Genomic DNA, 19,337 nt, shown 5'->3' with positions numbered 1-19,337 from the left:
GGCGATGCACGGCAGTCCGGTCATGGCGAACCGATCGATGCGCTGGCGCTGGGGTGCCGGCTGCGCGATGCTGTTCGCCCTGCTGTCGGGCCGGCCCGCGCTGGCTCAGGGCGGCAGCCCGGAAGCGCTGAAGGCCGAAGTCGTCTACCGTCTGCTGATGTTCGTCAACTGGCCCGCCGAACGCGAGCTGGCCGGCCGCCCCCTGCAGCTCTGCACCCTCGGTGAAGGGCGGATGGACCAGGCGCTGCAAAGCCTGGCCGGCAGGCCCATCCGGCATCTCAGCGTCGATATCCGGCGCCAGCCGCGCGCCGATCAGCTGGCCGGCTGCCATCTGCTCTACCTGCCCACGCCCCAGCCGGGCCTGCGCCCGGCGCTGGCCGAGCTGCCGGTGCTCGTCGTGTCGGATGCCACGGCGATGCTCGAGCAGGGGGCCATGATCAACCTGCAGATCGAGGATGGCCGTATCGTCTTCGACGTGGATCTCGACGCCGCACGCCGCGTCGGCCTGGCCGTCAGCACCAAGCTGCTGCGCCTGGCCCGCTATGTGCGCCACCAGACGACATCGCCGTGAAGCCGCAATTTGCCGATGCCTTCGAGCGCCTGCGCGAACTCGTCGTCGCGCTGGCCGCCCTGCTGTTCTTCGCCCTGCTGCTCAGCGTGCTGCAGTACTGGCGGCTGCAGGACCGCCAGCTCGAGGATCTGCGCATCCAGGCCGACATCGTCGCCCAGACGGTCTCGGCCGCCCTCGTCTTTGACAGCCGCAGCGACGCCGGCGAAAGCCTGGCCGCCCTGCAGCAAAGCCCCGCCATCCTGCATGCCCGCCTGCTGAAGGGCGACGGCGCCGTCTTCACGCAATTCTCACGCTCGCCAGCGGAGGCCTCCTGGCTGCATGCGGCGGCGGGCACCGCGACCGTGCAGGTGCCCGTCATGGCCGACGGCCGGCGCGTTGGCATGCTGGCCGTCGAAGCCAGCCGCCTGCCGGTGTGGGACGGGCTGGTCCAGTTCCTGGCCGCCGCGGTGGCCATCCTGCTGGCCACCGCGGGGCTGGCCTGGTGGATGTCCAAGCGGCTCAGGGTGCAGATCAAGGAGGTCGAGCGCCGCACCCGCTACCTGGCCCGCTTCGATGCGCTGACCGACCTGCCCAACCGCGACCATATGCGCGGCCTGCTGGAGCGCCTGCTGCTGCAGCAGGGCCGCGCGACGCTGCTGATCCTGGACCTGGACGATTTCAAGCAGATCAACGACCAGCACCGCCATGCCGCTGGCGACGCCGTGCTGCAGGCCGTCGGCCAGAGGCTCAGGCTGCTGAGCCGGCCGGGTGACCAGATCGCCCGCTTGTCCGCCGACGAGTTCGCCATGCTGCTGGTGCCGGCCATGGACGACGAGGCACTGCGAACCCATGTGGCCCATCTGCAGGCCGAGCTGACCCAGCCCGTGCTGCATGACGGCCACTGGCTGCATCTGCATATCTCGAGCGGCGGCGTCTCTCTGCCGGCGCATGCCAGCGATCCCAGCGAGGCCCTGCGCAGCGCCGACGCGGCCCTGCGCCATGCCAAGCAGACCGGCAAGGACAGCTTCCAGCTCTTCACGCCGGAGATCGGCGAGGCCCTGCGCCAGCGGCTGGCGCTGGAGCAGGACATGCGCGATGGCCTGGGGCAGGATCAGTTCTGCCTTTTCTATCAGCCGCAGTACGACGCCCAGCGCCGCATCCAGGGCCTGGAGGCGCTGGCGCGCTGGCGTCATCCCGAGCGCGGCTGGGTGGCGCCCGTCGAGTTCATCCCCGTGGCGGAGAACTCGGGACTGATCGTCGAACTCGGCCTGGTGCTGCTCGCCGTGCTGCGCCGCGATCTGGACGGCCTGCGCGCTCAGGGCCTGACCTGCCCGCCCGTGGCCGTCAACCTGTCCTGGGAGCAATGCCGCAAGCCCCTGCATCGCGAGCGCTTCCTGCAGCAGCTCAAGACGCTGCGTCTGGGGCCCGGCGAGGTCGAGTTCGAGCTGACGGAAAGCGCCGGCTTCGAGGACATCGACAAGCCCGACTCCTTCGTCTTCACGCTGCAGGGCCTGGGCTATGGCCTGGCCATCGACGACTTCGGCACCGGCTACAGCTCGTTGGCCTATCTGCGCCGCATCCGCTGCCGCAAGCTCAAGATCGACCGGCTCTTCGTCCACGGCCTGTCGGCCAGTGCCGACTCGCGCACCCTGGTGGAATCCATGGTGAGGGTGGCCCATGCGATGCGCATGGTGGTCGTGGCCGAAGGCGTCGAGCTGCCGGCCGACGAAGCGGCGCTGATCGCCATGGGGTGCGATCTGATGCAGGGCTTCGGCTTCTGCAAGCCGCTGGCGCCGCAGCAGATGGCGGAGCTGCTGGGCGCGGCCCAGGCCTGAGGCCCGGCCAGCCACGGCCCGGATGGTCCCGCTGCGCGCCCCCTCAGGAGCGAGCTGGCACGCAATCTGCAAAGCCCGAAGCAGTCAGTTGTCTCCTCCATCCGCCTGGATGGATTCATGCCCCGAGCTGGTTCAGCTCGGGGCTTTTTTTGACCGTTACGCCTCATCTTGAGGCGCCGGACTGGCGATGGCCGTCCCGGCTCCTAGCTGATGCGCGGTCGCTTGGGTGCAAAACCACGTCGCGGCCGAGGTATTTCACCCGGCATTGCCTTGTCGTTTCATGACTTCCAGAATCAACTGACTAACAAGTCCATCAGACGAGGCTGGCCATGTGCGACAGAGCGAAAGGCCGGGCGAAGCGGGAGACTGTATGGGCCAGCCAGGGGCGAATTCGCGGGGCTGGGTATTGGGCCTGGGCCTGGGCTTGTGCGGCGTTGCTGACGGCTTCACAGGGCGCAGCGGGCGCGGAGCAAACGCGCAATCTGGCCGACCTGTCGCTGGAGCAATTGGGTGACATTGAGATCACCTCGGTCTCCAAGCGTGAGCAGCGCCTGGGCGATGCGCCGGCGTCGATCTACGTCATCACCCGGGAAGCCATCCAGCGCGCCGGCGTCAACACGCTGGCCGAGGCCCTGAGACTGGCGCCCAATCTGCAGGTGGCGCGCATCAATGCCAGCCAGTATGCGATCAGCGCCCGCGGCTTCAATGCGGCGACGGCCAACAAGCTGCTCGTGCTGGTCGACGGCCGCAGCGTCTACACGCCGTTGTACTCCGGCGTGTTCTGGGAGACGCAGGACGTGTCCCTGTCAGACATCGAGCGCATCGAAGTCATCAGCGGCCCGGGCGGCACGCTGTGGGGCGCCAACGCGGTCAATGGCGTCATCAACGTCATCACCACCTCGGCCCGCAACAGCGTCGGCACGCAGGCCCAGGCCGCAGCCGGCAACCTGAGTCGGGCCGTATCGCTGCGCCAAGGCTGGCGCTGGGACGATGGTGGCGCGCTGCGTGCCTATGCCAAGTACAACAAGCGCCGTGACAGCGAGCGAGCCAGCGGCATCGATGCCAACGACGGCTTCGAGAAGCTGCAGCTCGGCTTTCGCGCCGACGCCGACATCGCAGACGGTGCGCTGACGCTGCAGGGCGACGCCTACAAGCAAGCCATCGAACAGACCAATGCCGCCGACCAGCGCCACCATGGTGCCAACCTGCTGGCGCGCTGGGCGCGTTCGCTTGACGGCGGCGCGGCGCTGAACCTGCAGGGCTATGTCGACCGTTCCTGGCGCGACGTCCCGGGGAGCTATACCGAGAACCTGCGCGTGCTGGACCTCGATCTGCAATACCTGCTGGCAGCCGGGGAGAGCAGCCAGTGGACCCTGGGCGGTGGCTACCGCCAGGCCGACGACGTCGTCGGTAGCTATGGCGTGCTGGCCTTTCTGCCGGCGTCGCGGCGCCTGCACTGGGCCAATGTGTTTGCACAATACGAGCGCACGTTGTCGTCCGCCACGACGCTGACGCTCGGCGCCCGGGCCGAGCACAACAGCTACTCGGGCGTCGAATGGATGCCAAGTGCACGGCTCGGCTGGAAGCTGTCGCCGCAGCTGCTGCTGTGGAGCGCGGTCTCGCGCGCCGTGCGCACTCCGTCGCGCACCGACGTCGAGCTCTTCTCGCCGCCCCAGCCGCCTTATCTGCTGGCTGGCGGCCCCGGCTTCCGCTCGGAGATCGCCAACACGCTGGAGGCCGGCCTGCGCGCCCAGCCCACCGAGACGCTGTCCTATTCGCTGACGCTGTTCGGCAGCCGCTACACCAGCCTGCGCAATTACCGGCGCATCAGTGCCACGGCCAACACCTTCATCCTGATCAATGCCGCCACGGCCAATGTCTATGGCGTCGAGGCCTGGGGGCGCTGGCAGGTGCTGCGCGGCTGGGCGCTGCAGGCGGGCCTGACTGCCATGCATGAGCGCTTCAGCGGCGCCGGCATCCTGTCCATCGCTCCAGGCAACGATCCGCCCTTCCAGGCGCGGCTGCAATCCTCGTGGTCGCTCGCCGACGGCGTCGATCTCGATATGTCGCTGCGCCGCGTGGGCGGGCTGCGCTATACCAGCGTGCCGGCCTACAACGAGGCCGATGCGCGGCTGGGTTGGCGGATTTCCGAGCGCATGGAAGTCGCCCTGTCGGGACGCAACCTGCTGCATGCCCAGCATCGCGAGTTCCCGCAGAGCGGCGCGGCGGCCGCGGCCAATCCCGTCATGGTGGGGCGCACGGTGCAGCTCACGCTGACGGTGAGGCCATGATGGTCGCGCTGCGCCGCTTCCTGGCTCGCCGTGGCGCCGTGGGCTGGCAGCGCTGGGCGACAGCCGGCCTGCTGAGTTGCGCCGCCATGGGCAGCGCCGCGGCCGACGGCGACGGCCGGCCGCTGGAAGCCCAGGTCAAGGCGGCCTATCTCTACAAATTCGTGGCTCATATCGAATGGCCGCCCAGCGCCTTTCCCGACGCGGCGACGCCACTGACCATCGGCGTCGTCGGCGCCAGCGATGTCGCCGACGAGCTCAACAAGCTCAAGCCCAACCGCGCGGCCAACGACAGGCCGGTGGAGGTGCGCGTCCTCAAGCCCGGCGACCCGACCCGCGGCGTCCAGCTGATCTTCATTGGCAGCGCCGACACGGCACAGCTGCGCCGCCTGCTCGAGCTCTACAAGGCCGTGCCCGCGCTGACGATCTCGGACATCCCGGGCGGCATGGACGCGGGCTGCATCATCAATTTCGTCACGGTGGACAAGCGCATCCGCTTCGAGATCTCGACCGGCAATGCGGAGCGCCATGGGCTCAAGGTGAGCGCCCGCCTGCTGGCGGTCGCGCAGCGCGTCGATACCGGGAGACCTTGAATGAAGATCCAGCTGCGCTCCATCCGCACCAAGCTGCTGCTGATGGTGCTCGCCGTCAACGCCTGCACGCTGCTGGCTGCCAGTGCAGCCTTTTTCTATCACGACATGGCGGAGAACCGCGACCGGGCGGTCCGCGAGCTCACCACCTTGGCCGAGATCCTGGGCCAGGGCAGCGTGGCGGCCCTGGAGTTCGACGACGCCAAGGTCGCCACTGACAACCTGATGCAGCTGCGCGGCGACGCCAACATCAATGCGGCCGCCCTGTACACCGCCGGCGGCAAGTTGTTCGCGCAGTACGCCAGCCCGCAGGCGCAGGAGGCGCGCGTGCCGGCCACGGTACCGGCCACGACGGCGGCCGGCGGCGTGCAGGTCTACCGCGACAACCTGACGGTGCTGGTGCCCATCAACGGGGTGTCGGGCCGCATCGGCGCCGTCTATGTGGATGGCCGGCATGACGCGGCGCAATGGCTGCGCGACTATCTCGTCATCTTCGGCCTCGTGCTGACCGCGAGCCTCGCCTTTGGCTTGCTGGTGTCTTCGCGTCTGCAGCGCCGCGTCACGGGCCCTATCCTGGCCGTCGGCGACGTGGCCCGAAAGGTCATGGAGAGGCGCGACTTCAGCCTGCGTGCGGCCAAGACCACCGAGGACGAGATCGGGCAGCTCGCCGAGTCCTTCAACGGCATGCTGCAGACGCTGGAGCATGAGATTGCCGAGCGCAGCACCGCCGAATTGGAGGTGCGCACCCTCAACGCCGGGCTGGAGCAGCGTGTCGAGCAGCGCACGGCCGAGCTGGCCGTGCGCACCCGCGAGGCCGAGGCCGCCAGCCGCGCCAAGGCCGACTTCCTGGCCAATATGAGCCATGAGATCCGCACGCCCATGAATGCCGTGCTGGGCCTGGCCTATCTGCTGGCCAACAAGCCGCTGGACGCCGACGCCCTGGACCTGGTGCGCAAGATCCGCAACGCCGGACGCTCGCTGCAGACCATCATCAACGACATTCTCGACTTCTCCAAGATCGAGGCCGGCCGGCTGGAGATCGAGGAGGCGCCGCTGCATCTCGAGGGCGTGCTCGACAACCTCGCCAACATCATGGGCACCAATGCCGGCGACAAGGACCTGGAGCTCGTCATCGCACCGGCCCCTGACGTCGGCGGCGAGCTGCATGGCGATGCGCTGCGGCTGGAGCAGATCCTCATCAATCTGACCGGCAACGCCATCAAGTTCACCAGCCGCGGTGTCGTCAAGGTCGGCATCACCCTGCTGGAGCGCTCGGACAGCATCGCGCGGCTGCGCTTCTCCGTCAGCGACACCGGCATCGGCATCGCCCAGGACAAGCAGGCCCACGTCTTCTCGGCCTTTGCCCAGGCCGACACCTCGACGACACGCCGTTTCGGCGGCACGGGCCTGGGCCTGGCCATCTGCCGCCAGCTCGTCGAGAAGATGGGCGGCGAGATCGGCGTCATCAGCACGCCGGGCAAGGGCAGCGAGTTCTGGTTCAACCTGCCTTTCCGGTGGGCGCCGGCCCAGGCCTACGAGCCGATGGCCCTGGCCAAGCTGGACGTGCTCGTCGCCGACGACAGCGATGTGGCGCGCGAGAACCTCGCACTGACCGCCCGGGCCATGGGCTGGGCGCCGACGCTGACCGACTCCGGCCAGGCCGCCGTCGACCAGGTGCGCCATCGCTGGCAGGCCGAGCAGCGCTACGACGTGCTGCTGCTGGACTGGCGCATGCCCGGCATGGATGGCCTGGAGGCCGCGCGCGCCATTCGCCGCGAGATGGAGGGGCGCGAGGCGCCCATCGTGCTGATGGTGACGGCCTATTCCCACGACGAGTTGCGCAAAAACGCCGGCAGCGACCTCATCGACGGCGTGCTGAACAAGCCCGTGACCAGTTCTTCCCTCTACAACAGCGTCGCTGAAGCCATGCGCCGCCGCGGCCGCCCAACCGCGCCCGAGCGGCAGGACGCCGAGACGGCGCAGCGCCTGGCGGGCGTGCGGGCCTTGGTCGTTGACGACAGCGACATCAACCGCGAGGTCGCGTCGCGCATCCTCCAGTCCGAGGGCGCCAGCGTGGAGCTGGCCGAGAACGGCCAGGTGGCGCTGGAATGGCTGACGGCCCATGTCGGCGCGGTGGACATCGTGCTGATGGACGTCCAGATGCCTGTCATGGACGGCTACCAGGCCACCCGCCTGCTGCGCGGCACGCCCGGCCTCGCCGACCTGCCCGTCGTGGCCTTGACGGCGGGCGCCTTCAAGATCCAGCAGGACGAAGCCCGCCAGGCCGGCATGAATGCCTTCGTCGCCAAGCCCTTCGCCGTCGACGAGCTGATCGCCGTCATCCAGCGCCTGGTCGGGCCGCGGCGCTCCGCCGCGCCACTGGAGGCGCCGGTGCCGGCCGGGTCGCAACCCGCGTCCGGGCACTCCTTCGAGGGCCTGGTCGTCGACGAGGCCGCCAAGGTCTGGCGCGACCTCGCCGTCTACCGCCGCTTCCTGGCCAAATTCGCCCGCGACAACGCCGACAGCATGCAGCAGCTGGGCCTGCTGCTCGAACAGGGCGATGCCAAACAGGCCGGCGCGCTGCTGCACAAGCTCAAGGGCTCGGCCGGCAACCTGGCCCTGCCCGAGCTGGCGCGTGCCGCCGGACATCTCGAACACCGTTTGATGGACGGTGGTGACGTGCGCGCCGAGCTGGCGCCGCTGCAGGCCGCCTTCGCCCGCGCCTGCCAGGCCATCGCCGCCTATCTGGGCGAGACCGAGGCCGTGGAGCCGGCCGGCGCCCCGGCCTCGGTCAGCAAGACGCGGTTGCGGGCGCTGCTGGGCGAACTTCTGGACGCCCTGGACCGCGACAACCCTGACCTGGCGGCCCCCGCGCTGCAGCATCTGGAAGGGCAGTTGCCCCAGGCCAGGCTGGCAGCGCTGCGGGCCAGCGTCGAGGACTTCGATTTCCGCCGCGCGGAACAAATGGCGCGAGACCTCGTTGCCGAGTTGAGCGAACCAATGGAGCAGTAAGCCATGTCGACCCGACCCATCCTCGTCGTTGATGACGAAGCGATCAATCTCGCGACCCTGAAGCAGATCCTGGCGCCGCAGTACACGCTGGCCTTCGCGCGCAGCGGCCATGAATGCCTGGCCGCGGCGGCCAAGCACCAGCCTGCGCTGATCCTGCTCGACGTGCAGATGCCCGACCTGGACGGCTACGAGGTCTGCCGGCGTCTGAAGGCCGACCCGCAGACCGAGCACATCCCCGTCATCTTCGTCACGGCCCTGGCCGAGGTCGGCGACGAAGCCGCGGGTTTCGACTGCGGCGCGGTGGACTACATCGTCAAGCCGGTGTCGCCCGCCCTGGTGCTGGCCCGGGTCCGCAACCAGCTGTCGCTGGTACGCGCCTCCATGCTGGAGCGCTACGTCCAGCAGTTGGAGGCCCAGCAGCTCAAGATCGGCCGGCTCAGCCGCATCAAGACCGTGCTGAGCGGCATCAACTCCGCCATCGTGCGCCTGCGCGAGCGCCAGGCGCTGCTGGACGAGGCCTGCCGCGTCGCCGCCGAGGACGGCGGCTTCGCGATGGCCTGGGTGGCGCTGGCCCATGGCCCGCTGTCCACCCTCAGCCCGGTCGCGACTCGCGGCCTGGACGCGGCCCAGCTGGACCGCCTGTGTCTGACCCTCTCGAAGGGCGTGTTGTCGCCGCGGCTGGCCCTGCCTTACCGGGCGCTGGATGAGGCGGCGGCGGTCTACAGCAACGACCTCTCGCAGGCTGACGCAGCCGACGCCATCTGCGCCGACGCACGGGCCTGCGGCTTCGGCTCCGCCATCGCGCTGCCGCTGACGCCCTGGGAGCGCCCCGTCGGCGTCATCGTGCTCTATGCCCGCGACGCCCACCTCTTCGACGACGATGAGCTCAAGCTGCTGGGCGAGCTGGCCGGCGACATCTCCTTCGCCCTCAAGCACATCGAGCAGGAGGAGAAGGTCCATTACCTGTCGCGTTACGACGCCCTGACCGGACTGCCCAACAACCATGTCTTCCTCGACCACCTGGGCCTGGCCATCCAGTCGGCCGCTTCGGCCGGCCGCACGGTGGTGGCCATCGTCGCCAACCTGGCGCGCTTCAAGCGCTTCAACGACAGCTTCGGTCGCCATGTCGGTGACCAGCTCTTGCGCCAGCTGGGCCAGCGTCTGACGACCGAGTTCTCCCGCAGCCACAGCGTCGCCCGGGTCGCCGGCGACACCTTCGCGCTGGCCGGGCCCTACAGCGGCGACGAGGGCCTGACCGCGCTGCTGCGCACGCTGGGCGAGGTCGTCGGCAAGCCGGTCGGCATCGACGGCGCCGAAATCGCCCTGGACGCGCATTTCGGCCTGGCCGTCTACCCCGACGACGGCAGGGACGCCGAATCGCTGTTCCGCAACGCCGAGGCGGCGCTGCGCCAGGCCCGGCTGTCGGGGGAAAGGCAGGCCACCTACTCGCCCGAGCTGAACGCCCGCATGGTCGAGAAGCACGAGATGGAGCGTCAGCTGCGCGAAGCCCTGGCGCGCCAGCAGTTCGTGCTGCATTTCCAGCCCAAGGTCGACCTCGACCAGGGTTGCATCACCGGCGCCGAAGCGCTGATCCGCTGGCAGCATCCGGGCCGCGGTCTGCTGTCGCCCGGCGAGTTCATCGCCGTGGCCGAGGAGACCGGCCTCATCGTGTCCATCGGTGAATGGGTCATCCAGGCCGTCTGCGCCCAGCAGGCGGCCTGGCGCGAGCGCGGCATGCCGACGCTGCCGGTGGCCGTGAACCTGTCGGCCCTGCAATTCCGCGAGGGGCGCGTGCGCCTGTGTGTCGAGCAGGCCCTGCGCGACAACGGTCTGGAGGCCGATGCCATCGAACTCGAACTGACGGAAACCCTGGTCATGCAGAACCCGGGCGAGGCCGAACGCACCATGCAGGACCTGCGCCAGTTCGGCCTGCATCTGTCGCTGGATGACTTCGGCACCGGCTATTCATCGCTGGCCTATCTGAAGCTCTTCCCTTTCAACTCGGTCAAGATCGACCGGGCCTTCGTGACCGACGTGTCCCGCGGCGAGCAGGATGCAGCCATTGCGCTTGCCATCATCGCCATGGCCCACAGCATGCGCATGCACGTCATCGCCGAAGGCGTCGAGACGCAGGAACAGCTGCAGTTCCTGCGCCGCGCCGGCTGCGACCAGATCCAGGGCTATTACTTCAGCCGCCCGGTGCCGGCCGACGACTACGCGCGCATGCTGCAGGAGGGCAAGCGGCTGCAGCCCACGCCGCAGCTGGGGCTGATGAGCGCGCCGGCCACGGGCCTGAGGCCAAGGCGACATGGGCATTGAAACGCGGTAGGACCGTGGCGGCGGGTGGGGGCGGGACGGCTAGGTCCGCTTCTCGCGTGCACGCTGGCTGCCCGCCTTGCGGATCGTCTTCCACTTGCTGCGTTGTTCGATGCGCTCAAGCGGGGTCATGTCACCGCGCTGCGCGTCCCGCATCAGCTTCTTGTAGTTGTCGAGCCGGTCCCCATTGACCTGTGCCCGCACGGCGCAGCCCGGCTCGCTCTCGTGACGGCAGTCGCGAAACCGGCATTGATGCGCCAGCGCCTGCACGTCGTCGAAGGTCGCGGCCAGCGTCTGGGCATCCGCATCCGGCCGGAAGGTGCGCAGGCCCGGCGTGTCGATGATGCAACCGCCCTGAGCGCAGCGATGCATGGAGCGCGCCGTCGTCGTGTGGCGACCGCGGCCGTCGCTGCTGCGCACGCCGCCCGTCAACTGCCCGGCCCCGGCCAGCGTGTTGATGAGGGTCGATTTGCCGGCGCCCGAGGAGCCGAGCAGCACCAGGGTCTGGCCCGCGTGCAGCCACGGACCGATCTCGGTGCAGGCCTGGCGCGACAGGGCGTTGACCGACAGCACCGGCACGGTGGCGGGCAGGCGGGCATGCATCTCGGCGACGCGCTCCCGGGCGTTGGGCGCGATGTCGAGCTTGGTCAGCACGACGACGGGGGCCACCTCGCTGGCGCGCACCATGGCGATGTAGCGCTCCATGCGGCGCGAGTTGAAATCCGCGTCCAGCCCCATCACCAGCAGCGCAGCGTCCACATTGCTCGCGAGCGGCTGGCGGCGCCCGTCGTTGGCGCGGCGGGCGATCTGCGTGACGGGGTCGACGCGGTCGACGACCCAGGCCTGGCCGTGCACGTCGACCTGCATGCCGACCCAGTCGCCGATGGTCAGCGGCTCGGCCCGGGCTTGCAGTTGTTCCACCAGCCTCGGCAACGCTCGCGCCGGCTGTTCGACGCGCCCGTCATGCAGGGTGTAGCAGTCACGCTGAGCCTCGATCACGCGTGCCAGGCGCAGGTCTGACGTGGGGAGTTGCGCGACGCGGCTTGCCACGGCTTGTGTGAGACCGAGAGCGCGCAGCGTCTCGAATTCGAATTCCATCATGGGAGTCCATTGGAGATTGGCTTCGTCCGCGCGTACGCGGACCCGCCCCGCGCACGGCTGCGCGCGAGGGTCGAGAAGGGAAGTGAAGCCGGCCGCCGCTGAGGCGGCGATCCATGGACCCGCGATGAACGCGAGGGCCTGTCAGCGCAAGTTCAGGGGTGCTTGGCGCTCAGGCAGCCGACACGAGGAGGGCGACACGATCTGCTTGTTCCATGGCCATCTCCTTGGGGCTGCGTTGATGAAGGCCGCAAGTCTGCCAGCGGCAGGTGGCGCGCGTCAATGGCGGCGCGCTGGCGGCTGAGCATAATCAGCTAACGCCGCATTTCAGGAGATCGAGTCATGGCCCAGAGCTCGGAGCAGATGGACAAGCTGACGCCCAAGTCGGAGACCGGCAAGGTGCTGGTGGCGATCAAGCTGTCCGAGAGCCGTGATGACATCGAACCTATCGAGAAGCCGGGCCCCAGCGGGCCGACGCATGAAGACTGCGGGGTCGCCCTCGCGGCCGTCCGCGAGCGGCTCATGAAGAAGGTCGACGAGAAGGACCAGAAGGACAAGGCCCTTGAAAACGCCTTGGGCGAGTACATCAAGCTTCGCGCGGCCATCGTATCGGCGATCAAGAGTAAGACCGGCAAGCCCGTGAAGATCCTGGAAGGCATCGATCGGCTCGAGCCCCTCTTCCAGGAAGGTTGGGTCAGCTTCGTGCAGCAGAGGAAAACCGCGCAGACGGAAGCCGCCAAGACCGAGCTGGCCCGTCTCAAGCAGGAAGAGAGCGCAGCGCGCGAGCGGCAGGAAGAGGCGCGCAAGGCCGGCGAAAAGGTCCGTCTGCACCAGCTAAGGGATGAGCTCAAGCTGAAGAAGGATCAGGTGAAGCTGCTGGAGACGAATCTGCAGACCGGGAACTTCACGGGCAAGAAGGACGCTTACGAGGAGCGTATCAAGAAGGCCAAGCGCGAGCAGGGGGAGCTGGAGAACCGGCTGCTGCCCCTGGCCGAGGTCGGGGCGCGCTACGACGAAGCCGAGCGCTTGCACACGGAGCTGCAGCAGAACGTCAAGGACAGCCAGCAGCGCTGGGACGACCTGACCCGGCAACAGGCGGAGCAGGAGTCGGAGCTGCGTGAGCGCGCCGCTGAACTGGGCGAGCGCTGCGAGCAAATCCTCAAGGATGGCGACCTCCCCGTCCGGCTCGCTGGCGCCTACATCGACGTGAAGCAGGCCATCGCTGCATCGAACTTCGCCAAGGCGCTCTGGCTGCTGGAAGACATGCCCGCGCAGCTCGATGCCGCGGAGCATGACTTGCGCGAAGCCCACCCGCAGCGCGATGACTACCTGGCCGCGCTGGACCAGCTGGAAGATCCCGTCGAGCAGGTCGCTGCGGAGGAACTCGCCAGCGCCAAGGACAAGAAGGCGCTCAAGGAATTGCTGGCCGCCGCCCGCGCCGCGGCCCGCAAGCGCGACTACGTCGATGCGCTGAAGCAATGCGACGCCCTGGAGGAGCTGCTGGCCGAGGTGGAGCTGCGCATCCAGGCCACGGAGCAGGCGCAGGAGACCTTCGAGAACGCACTGGCTGAGGCGCTGGACAAGGTCGAGGACTACAAGGAGGGGGAGATCGACCCGGCCGAGGTTCAGACCATGGAGAAGCTGGTCGGGCAGGCCCGCAGCAAGGCCGAGCCCAAGACGGAGACCGCCTTTGGCCTCGCCCTGGACTTTGTCAAAGACGAGCTCAAGCCAAAGATCGCGCACTTCCTGAAGCGGCAGAAGGAATGGAGCAAGGTCGAGCGTGCGGAGCGCCCGCCGCGCCAGCCGCCCGCGCCGCCCGATTACGCCGCTGCGGCCGACACCATCGTCAGGGAAGTGCTGCAGCGTTTTCGTGGGCGTTTTGACTACGCCGGCCCCTCCTACGACGTGTCAGCGTTCTTCCCCCGCAACCGGTACGACCCGGGGCGCCTGAAGCGGGCCGTCCGGGACCGCTTCAACCGCCTGTCGCCCGCCAAGGAGCTGAAGGAATTCAAGCTCGGCAGCAACCACTATTTCAATATCGGTGCGGGCGGCACGACCAAGAAGGCCTACGAGTACAACGTCAAGGTCAAGAAAAAGGGCGTGCTCCGCGCCCTGGCGCAGATCCACATCATCTACCTGTCTTGAGGGGAGCGGCGGCGCGCGATGCGCGGGGCTCAGGAGGCATCCCATCCCAGGCGCACCACGCCGCAATGCCGGCATACGAATTTGTAGAAGGCGTTGTCGCCCGCCGGTTCGTAGTCCCGGGTCGCCCGCGCCCAGTCCTTCTCCGTCAGGCCATAGTGCTGGCGCCATTCGGCCTTGACGGCCTCGCGCGCGTCCTCGACGTCCTCCTCCAAGGCGTCGCCGTGGAATTCGCAGGCGTCGTTGCAATGCGCGAGCCACTCTTCCTGCTGCCAGCAGGAGTAGCCCGGCGTCCTCAGGCTGACCTCGTCGATGACGTCCTGGGACAGGCCCGCCTGCAGCAGCGGCTGCGGGTCCGAGAAGCTCGCGCCCAGCTTGGCTGCTGCCGAGCCGTCGGCGATGCACCAGGGGCACAGCTTCTCGTCCAGGTCGCCGGTCGCATAGACCGGCTGCACGTAGACGAAGCCACGGGCCTGGCCGCAGCAGGCGCATTCGATCTGCCGTGCTTCGATGGCGCCCGTGGCCAGCGGGTCGGGGTGGTAGCGGAAGGAAGGCAGGTGCATGCTAGGTCTGGTTGGTGGGGGCCGCGTCCTGGGCCTCGACGAAGGCGCGGCGAAAACCCAGCGGGTCGGCGATGCCGGCCAGGGGCGCATGCGATGAGCCCGTGCCCGCGATGACGAGTGTGCCGAAGTTGAGCATCCGACCCGTGAGCGACTGCTCGACCTGGATGCTCTCCACCTTGTTGATGTTGATCTCCATCGTGTGCCGACGGATGAAGCCGTGCTTGACGATCAGCCTCTTGGTGGTCACGGCCAATTCGGTCGACCTGATGCGCACGTAGGCGACCGCCCACAGGATGAGGCCCAGGCCGAAGGCGGGCAGCAGCAGCAAGCCGAACAGCAGCAGATGCCAGACCGACCAGAGGCTGGTGCGCCCCAGGTGGACGACCCGCTCACCGGGGACGAGGACCTCATCGACATAGCGTGACATGGGGAGACCCGTTTTGATCTAAACAAGAAAGCAGATTTAAAAAAGGGGCAGCTTGGCCCCTTAGCTTCAGCCAGCCCTGGGCATCATGCTCATACGGGCAACTGGTAGAGCTCCTTCTGTATCGCGGTGTCAAGGACAGCACGTCAGCACTTTTGATGAAGTGGCGTTCTGTCGCGAAGCAAAACATGGGCTAGCGCAGGTCACAGCTCAACCTCGGTAGGCTGTTGATTCCCCTTGCCGTTGAGCCTGACTGTGGCCGGTTGATCCTCTTTTTGCCGCGCGCTTCGAAACATGTCGATCACGTCTTGCTGCCAGAGTCGATAGGAGTCGGCTTCCATGCCCACTGGGCGGACGACTCTCAGGTACTCGCTGGTTAGGCGTTCGCCGCAATAGAAGTAGCCCACGAAGATCCCAAGAGCGGTCAGCTCGGCGTCGCCTGCTTCTATCGAAGAGGCGATCCCCAACGCCCATGCTTCTGCATCGTTGCGCTGTCTATGCGCACAGTGAAAGTATCTATACGAAGCCAAATCCGCCCTCCCAGCCAAACGGCACATGTGAGCCGCATTGAAGTTGAAGAAGCCATCGGAGCCGTACGTGGCCAGCATCCTCTTGAGACTGTCCATAAAGTCTTGGCCCGTCTGGCCTCCAAACGCTTCTAGGGCCTCGGTGCCCCCGTCATAGGGAACTGTTTGGATGACTGCTGGCAAGCTCCAGTTGTCGCACATCTCGGCGCTCATTTCCGCGATGAGCATCGCGTGCGCCTCGGATTCGGAATCCAACCCACCGGCAATCGCGCCCAGCAACTCGGCCCTTGCCGCCGCGAACTCTCCTTGGCAGAACAAGGCGTCTCCAAGGAAATATCTTGTTCGGGGCACCTCCTGCACTTCGAGGGCCAGGCGATAGTGCTTCACGGCCTCTAGGTACCGACCGCTCTCGAACAGCGCGCCAGCCAACTCGCACAGGAAGTACGGGCGCTCGAGGTAGCTGGGGTCACTACGCGCTGCAGCTTGAAACATCGCTACAGCTTCATCCCAACTCCCCACTGAGCAAAACGCGTTTCCGCTGCTGTAGGCGATTGACGCTCGTTCGTCGTTCCCAACGACTTGATACGCTTCCGCGAGCAGCTCGGTCCATGCCGCGTGCTCGCCAAAGCGAGTGGCGGCACTAAATAAGCCCATGTAGGTCAATGGTGCCCACATCTCTTGCGAGTCTCTGTCCGAGGCCTCAAACGGCTTCAGCAAGGCCGCGGCGTGTTTGAGGCCAAGCGCGAAGGTCGCTGCCTCGGCCAACAACGCCACTAGCGATCCATTCGCGGCTCGTTTCAGTACCTCAAAGTGCCGCTGCGCCAGTGGCCGCGCAACTAGAACGCGGTCATACCTGCATGCGGTCAGAAAGATCAGGAGCCACACCAAGGACGGTAAGTCGTCCTCTTGGCCGTCAAGATTGACGACGATTCCTGCCGCGCCAAGATGCGTTGTAGCAATTGACGCTCGCTCGATGAAGACCTTGAAAGCTGCGTCTGGTTGATCACCTGAAAGGACGCGGAAGGTTTTCCGATCTACCGGGTCCGCCGCGCGCTGAGCGATCGCCATCACGGCATCAGGCGGAAGAGTCCGGCTTTGGATGGAGACGGTGAACGGAGGGAGAAGCCTTGAAGCAAGCACCTGACCTCGTTCTTTCAGGAAGGTTGCTACATCCGCGGCTGACGTCTCGCGGTTCCAGTGCCGTAGGAAGCGTGCAACCGAAAGGCTTCCCGCGCCTGGCTTTATCGACCAAGCCACGTCGTGCAGCCAGCACCATTTGAAGCTTTGATTCGTGCTGAAGAAGCGGAGCAGCAATACGGGGTCAGAGTGCGAGGACCAATACTCAAAATGGTCACGGTCCAACGACAGCTCGTCCGCGTCCTCAAGGTTGTCAGTAGCTTTGAGTTGCCCGTACGCTCGCAGGCCCAGCGCCATGCCGTCCTTGTCGAACAGTTCAAGCTGAACGTCTATTCCGTAGTCGCGCCGGAATTCATGGATCACCCATTTGTCTGGCAACGCCAGGCGCAGAGCGGCAAGGGACAGGTCCTCAAGCTCGTGATTTCTTACCCGTTGCGTCGTCATGGAAGGATTCTTGTGTGCTTGAACTCAAGGCGGCATGCCTGCTAGGGGGGCGTGTTCTGGCGACTCCAGCGTCTTGGTGGGTGAGAGCCGCCAGCGTATCCGGCGTTGACTCCGCGACCCAGCAGACGTTCGTCGACGGAGGCTGGAAGGCAACTTGCTCCGCGTCCGTCATGGCTCATGGTAGGCAATGGATCTAAGAACCTGACAATTGAGCCGAATCGACATGGGCAGGTAAGTCATGGCAGAGCTAGTCCCGCCGGAGAAGTACGAAGCTACGCATCAAATTGATCCGTCTGAGTACATGGCGGAGATTTACCGTCTGCTCGCGTGTGCGCTTGCGAGTCCAGCGATTGCTGCGAATCATGACGGAAGTCCGATGAGCCGATGGTTCGGCCTAGGATGGCAGACGTCAGAGATATCTCGCCTGCTAATCCGCGTCGCTACCTATTTTCGTGTCAAGGCAGACAGTGACATGTGGGATCACGGGCACTGGCTGCATGCCGATTTCCAGGGCACTGGCGTCCTATGTCCCGACATGACCGTGCCAGCCGTCACAGTGCCACTGGAACTGCGCGAAGCGTGCAACAAGATCATTCACGCTACCACCGTTCACTTCGATGGAACTCCTGACATCGGGGGGCAACGAGGTGCGCTCAACCCATTCGTTCATCTGTATGGTCATTTAGGAAAGAAACGGTGGAAGGCAGAACTCAATTTGGTCGAATTCTGCAGAGCTGCGGTGAACGTCATTTACTAGGGCCTGCAAACACTCGCCCAAGCTGTCTGCGATCGACGCGAATCAGATAAGGATCAGATTGCCGCCGCGCCCGAGTTTTCCGTGATGGCCGACAAGCTGTTTGCGGCCATTGACGCGAAGTTCCCCCATTGGGTCTACCTGCGCGCCGACCACCGAATTGAGATGGTGGCGAATACGAGCTCAATGCGTCATGCGCTGGAAGCAGCGCCCAACCAGGCAGTGCCGGATCGGTTGGTGCGCATGATGTTGGGGCTTGATCGGCAGGCCGTTGAGCACCACCTGCTCCTGTCTCGCGACTGACTGCTTGAGGCGAGCGGTGGCGTGTCCACACGTCTGGCGCTGCCGAACCGCTGCTTGGCAACGAGAAACGGCCCCGTGGGACCGTTTTAACCTTAGAACTGCGCCGCCGAAATAAACCTAAGACCTGCGATCGGCGCAATGGAATGCCTTAAGTCGCAAGCACTGCGCTATTGCTTCCAGGACTGGCGGAGGCTGTGAGATTCGAACTCACGGGCCGTTTGACCGGCCGACGGTTTTCAAGACCGTTGGGTTAAACCGCTCCCCCAAGCCTCCGTACCCCGGAAATCGCAGCAATGCGGTTTTGCCTGCGCTCACGTCGCAAGCGACATGAGCTTCGGCGCAATCGCCGCCCATGGCGTCGATTGAGCAAGCCCGCTGGCTTGAACCACTCTCCCACGCTTCCAGCGGGACGCGCATTCTACGGTGCCCAGCTCACGCGCCCGGCTTCTGCGCCTGCTCGCACTGCACCTGGATGATCTCGCGCGCCGTGCCGTCCACGCGTGCCGCCGTCAGCTGGCCGCCCCAGACGCAGCCGGTATCCAGTCCCAGCAGCGTCGGGCGGTCCAGCAGGCCCAGTGTCGACCAGTGGCCGAAAGCGATCGGCGTGTCGGCCGTCTGGCGCCCCGGTACGTCGAACCAGGGGATGAAGCCCTCGGGTGCGGCGCCGGCGCTGTCCTTGGTCTTGAAGTCCATCTCACCGTCGGCGCTGCAAAAGCGCAAGCGCGTCAACGCATTGACGGTGAAGCGAAGGCGGGCCGTGCCGGTCAGCATGGGGTCCCAGCGCGCCGGCTCGTTGCCATACATGGCCTGCAGGAAGTCGGGCAGTGCGGGGCTGCGCAGCACGGCCTCGACCTCGCCGGCCAGGGCCAGGGTGTCGTCGCGGCTCCATTGCGGCACGACGCCGGCATGCACCATCAGCCAGCCGGCCTCGAAGACGGCCATGCGCTGCCGGCGCAGCCAGTCCATCAGCGCCGCACGGTCGGGGGCGCCCAGGATGTCGTCCAGGGTGTCTCCACGGTGCGGCCGGCGCACGCCGTGGTGGGCGGCGAGCAGGTGCAGGTCGTGGTTGCCGAGCAGGCAGGTGGCGGCCTCGCCAAGGCTGCTCAGCCGGCGCAGTGTCGTCAGCGAGGACGGGCCGCGGTTGACGAGGTCGCCCAGCAGCCAGAGGCGGTCGCGCGAGGGGGAGAAGTCCAGGCGTTGCAGCAGCCGCTCCAGCGCATCGCAGCAGCCCTGGAGGTCGCCGATCAGGTAGTTCATGCGCCGGATTGTCCGGGCAGCGCCCGGTGGGCCCCGAAGCGAGGGATCGCACGGTGGGCCGCGTCACGCCCTTCTGATAGTCTCCCGGGCTTCGTTT

Annotated in this window: 14 protein-coding genes and 1 tRNA gene; 9 read left to right on the top strand and 6 right to left on the bottom strand. The window is 66.7% G+C overall.

The genetic code is table 11. The features are described from left to right. Positions 1-22 precede the first annotated feature (22 nt). From J2X20_RS06615 to J2X20_RS06590, 6 genes are all read left to right on the top strand, one after another. Complete coding sequence (locus J2X20_RS06615) at positions 23-571, top strand: YfiR family protein (protein WP_310262560.1); 549 nt, start codon at positions 23-25, stop codon at positions 569-571. Further along, positions 568-2,385 carry a putative bifunctional diguanylate cyclase/phosphodiesterase gene (locus tag J2X20_RS06610; protein WP_310262557.1) on the top strand — a complete coding sequence of 606 codons (1,818 nt, stop codon included), beginning with the start codon at positions 568-570 and terminating at the stop codon, positions 2,383-2,385. The genes J2X20_RS06615 and J2X20_RS06610 overlap by 4 nt, the downstream gene beginning before the upstream one ends. A gap of 434 nt (positions 2,386-2,819) precedes the next feature. Beyond that, positions 2,820-4,676: a TOL_0244 family TonB-dependent receptor gene (locus J2X20_RS06605; RefSeq protein WP_310262554.1), complete on the top strand. Its 1,857-nt coding sequence runs from the start codon at positions 2,820-2,822 to the stop codon at positions 4,674-4,676. Next, complete coding sequence (locus J2X20_RS06600) at positions 4,673-5,266, top strand: TOL_0243 family YfiR-like periplasmic protein (protein ID WP_310262551.1); 594 nt, start codon at positions 4,673-4,675, stop codon at positions 5,264-5,266. The genes J2X20_RS06605 and J2X20_RS06600 overlap by 4 nt, the downstream gene beginning before the upstream one ends. Further along, positions 5,267-8,275 (top strand): sensor histidine kinase, YfiR-like protein-associated, encoded by a 3,009-nt coding sequence (locus J2X20_RS06595; RefSeq protein ID WP_310262547.1) that lies wholly within the window; start codon positions 5,267-5,269, stop codon positions 8,273-8,275. Positions 8,276-8,278: 3 nt separating this feature from the next. Then, complete coding sequence (locus J2X20_RS06590) at positions 8,279-10,594, top strand: two-component system response regulator (RefSeq protein ID WP_310262544.1); 2,316 nt, start codon at positions 8,279-8,281, stop codon at positions 10,592-10,594. A 39-nt stretch (positions 10,595-10,633) separates the two neighbouring features. Here J2X20_RS06590 and rsgA read toward each other — a convergent pair whose 3' ends face one another. Further along, positions 10,634-11,689, bottom strand: a complete 1,056-nt coding sequence (gene rsgA / locus J2X20_RS06585; protein ID WP_310262541.1) for a ribosome small subunit-dependent GTPase A — start codon at positions 11,687-11,689, stop codon at positions 10,634-10,636. A gap of 342 nt (positions 11,690-12,031) precedes the next feature. On the opposite strand from rsgA, the gene J2X20_RS06580 reads away from it, so the two are divergent. Next, on the top strand, positions 12,032-13,834 hold the full coding sequence (locus tag J2X20_RS06580; protein WP_310262535.1) for a coiled-coil domain-containing protein: 1,803 nt from the start codon (positions 12,032-12,034) through the stop codon (positions 13,832-13,834). 29 nt (positions 13,835-13,863) lie between these two features. Here J2X20_RS06580 and J2X20_RS06575 read toward each other — a convergent pair whose 3' ends face one another. The 3 genes from J2X20_RS06575 to J2X20_RS06565 form a co-directional block, all read right to left on the bottom strand. Then, the gene (locus J2X20_RS06575) at positions 13,864-14,394 is read right to left on the bottom strand and encodes a CbrC family protein (RefSeq protein ID WP_310262532.1); all 531 of its coding nucleotides are present in this window, start codon (positions 14,392-14,394) and stop codon (positions 13,864-13,866) included. Position 14,395: 1 nt separating this feature from the next. Next, complete coding sequence (locus tag J2X20_RS06570; RefSeq protein ID WP_310262529.1) at positions 14,396-14,821, bottom strand: PH domain-containing protein; 426 nt, start codon at positions 14,819-14,821, stop codon at positions 14,396-14,398. Between the two features lie 200 nt (positions 14,822-15,021). Further along, a complete protein-coding gene (locus tag J2X20_RS06565; RefSeq protein WP_310262527.1) occupies positions 15,022-16,926 on the bottom strand; it encodes a DUF4365 domain-containing protein in 1,905 nt (634 codons plus the stop codon). A 376-nt stretch (positions 16,927-17,302) separates the two neighbouring features. Between J2X20_RS06565 and J2X20_RS06560 the strand changes: the two genes are divergently transcribed. Both J2X20_RS06560 and J2X20_RS06555 read left to right on the top strand, forming a co-directional pair. Further along, complete coding sequence (locus J2X20_RS06560; protein ID WP_310262524.1) at positions 17,303-17,683, top strand: hypothetical protein; 381 nt, start codon at positions 17,303-17,305, stop codon at positions 17,681-17,683. 84 nt (positions 17,684-17,767) lie between these two features. Then, positions 17,768-17,983: a hypothetical protein gene (locus J2X20_RS06555; protein WP_310262522.1), complete on the top strand. Its 216-nt coding sequence runs from the start codon at positions 17,768-17,770 to the stop codon at positions 17,981-17,983. Between the two features lie 183 nt (positions 17,984-18,166). Here the strand turns inward: J2X20_RS06555 and J2X20_RS06550 are convergent. Then, a tRNA-Ser gene (locus J2X20_RS06550) sits at positions 18,167-18,256 on the bottom strand. A 159-nt stretch (positions 18,257-18,415) separates the two neighbouring features. Then, positions 18,416-19,240 carry a symmetrical bis(5'-nucleosyl)-tetraphosphatase gene (locus J2X20_RS06545; RefSeq protein ID WP_310262520.1) on the bottom strand — a complete coding sequence of 275 codons (825 nt, stop codon included), beginning with the start codon at positions 19,238-19,240 and terminating at the stop codon, positions 18,416-18,418. Between the last annotated feature and the right edge of the window lie 97 nt (positions 19,241-19,337).

The organism is Roseateles saccharophilus (assembly GCF_031458095.1).
Taxonomy (GTDB): Bacteria; Pseudomonadota; Gammaproteobacteria; order Burkholderiales; family Burkholderiaceae_C; genus Pelomonas; species Pelomonas saccharophila_A.
This window is presented reverse-complemented; position numbering and strand designations above follow the sequence as displayed.

Coding starts and splice junctions, on each gene's coding strand:
- J2X20_RS06570 (WP_310262529.1), bottom strand. CDS start 14,821: ATGTCACGCTATGTCGATGAGGTCCTCGTCCCCGGTGAGCGGGTCGTC.
- rsgA (WP_310262541.1), bottom strand. CDS start 11,689: ATGGAATTCGAATTCGAGACGCTGCGCGCTCTCGGTCTCACACAAGCC.
- J2X20_RS06595 (WP_310262547.1), top strand. CDS start 5,267: ATGAAGATCCAGCTGCGCTCCATCCGCACCAAGCTGCTGCTGATGGTG.
- J2X20_RS06545 (WP_310262520.1), bottom strand. CDS start 19,240: ATGAACTACCTGATCGGCGACCTCCAGGGCTGCTGCGATGCGCTGGAG.
- J2X20_RS06575 (WP_310262532.1), bottom strand. CDS start 14,394: ATGCACCTGCCTTCCTTCCGCTACCACCCCGACCCGCTGGCCACGGGC.
- J2X20_RS06560 (WP_310262524.1), top strand. CDS start 17,303: ATGAGCCGATGGTTCGGCCTAGGATGGCAGACGTCAGAGATATCTCGC.
- J2X20_RS06590 (WP_310262544.1), top strand. CDS start 8,279: ATGTCGACCCGACCCATCCTCGTCGTTGATGACGAAGCGATCAATCTC.
- J2X20_RS06580 (WP_310262535.1), top strand. CDS start 12,032: ATGGCCCAGAGCTCGGAGCAGATGGACAAGCTGACGCCCAAGTCGGAG.
- J2X20_RS06555 (WP_310262522.1), top strand. CDS start 17,768: ATGGCCGACAAGCTGTTTGCGGCCATTGACGCGAAGTTCCCCCATTGG.
- J2X20_RS06600 (WP_310262551.1), top strand. CDS start 4,673: ATGATGGTCGCGCTGCGCCGCTTCCTGGCTCGCCGTGGCGCCGTGGGC.
- J2X20_RS06615 (WP_310262560.1), top strand. CDS start 23: ATGGCGAACCGATCGATGCGCTGGCGCTGGGGTGCCGGCTGCGCGATG.
- J2X20_RS06565 (WP_310262527.1), bottom strand. CDS start 16,926: ATGACGACGCAACGGGTAAGAAATCACGAGCTTGAGGACCTGTCCCTT.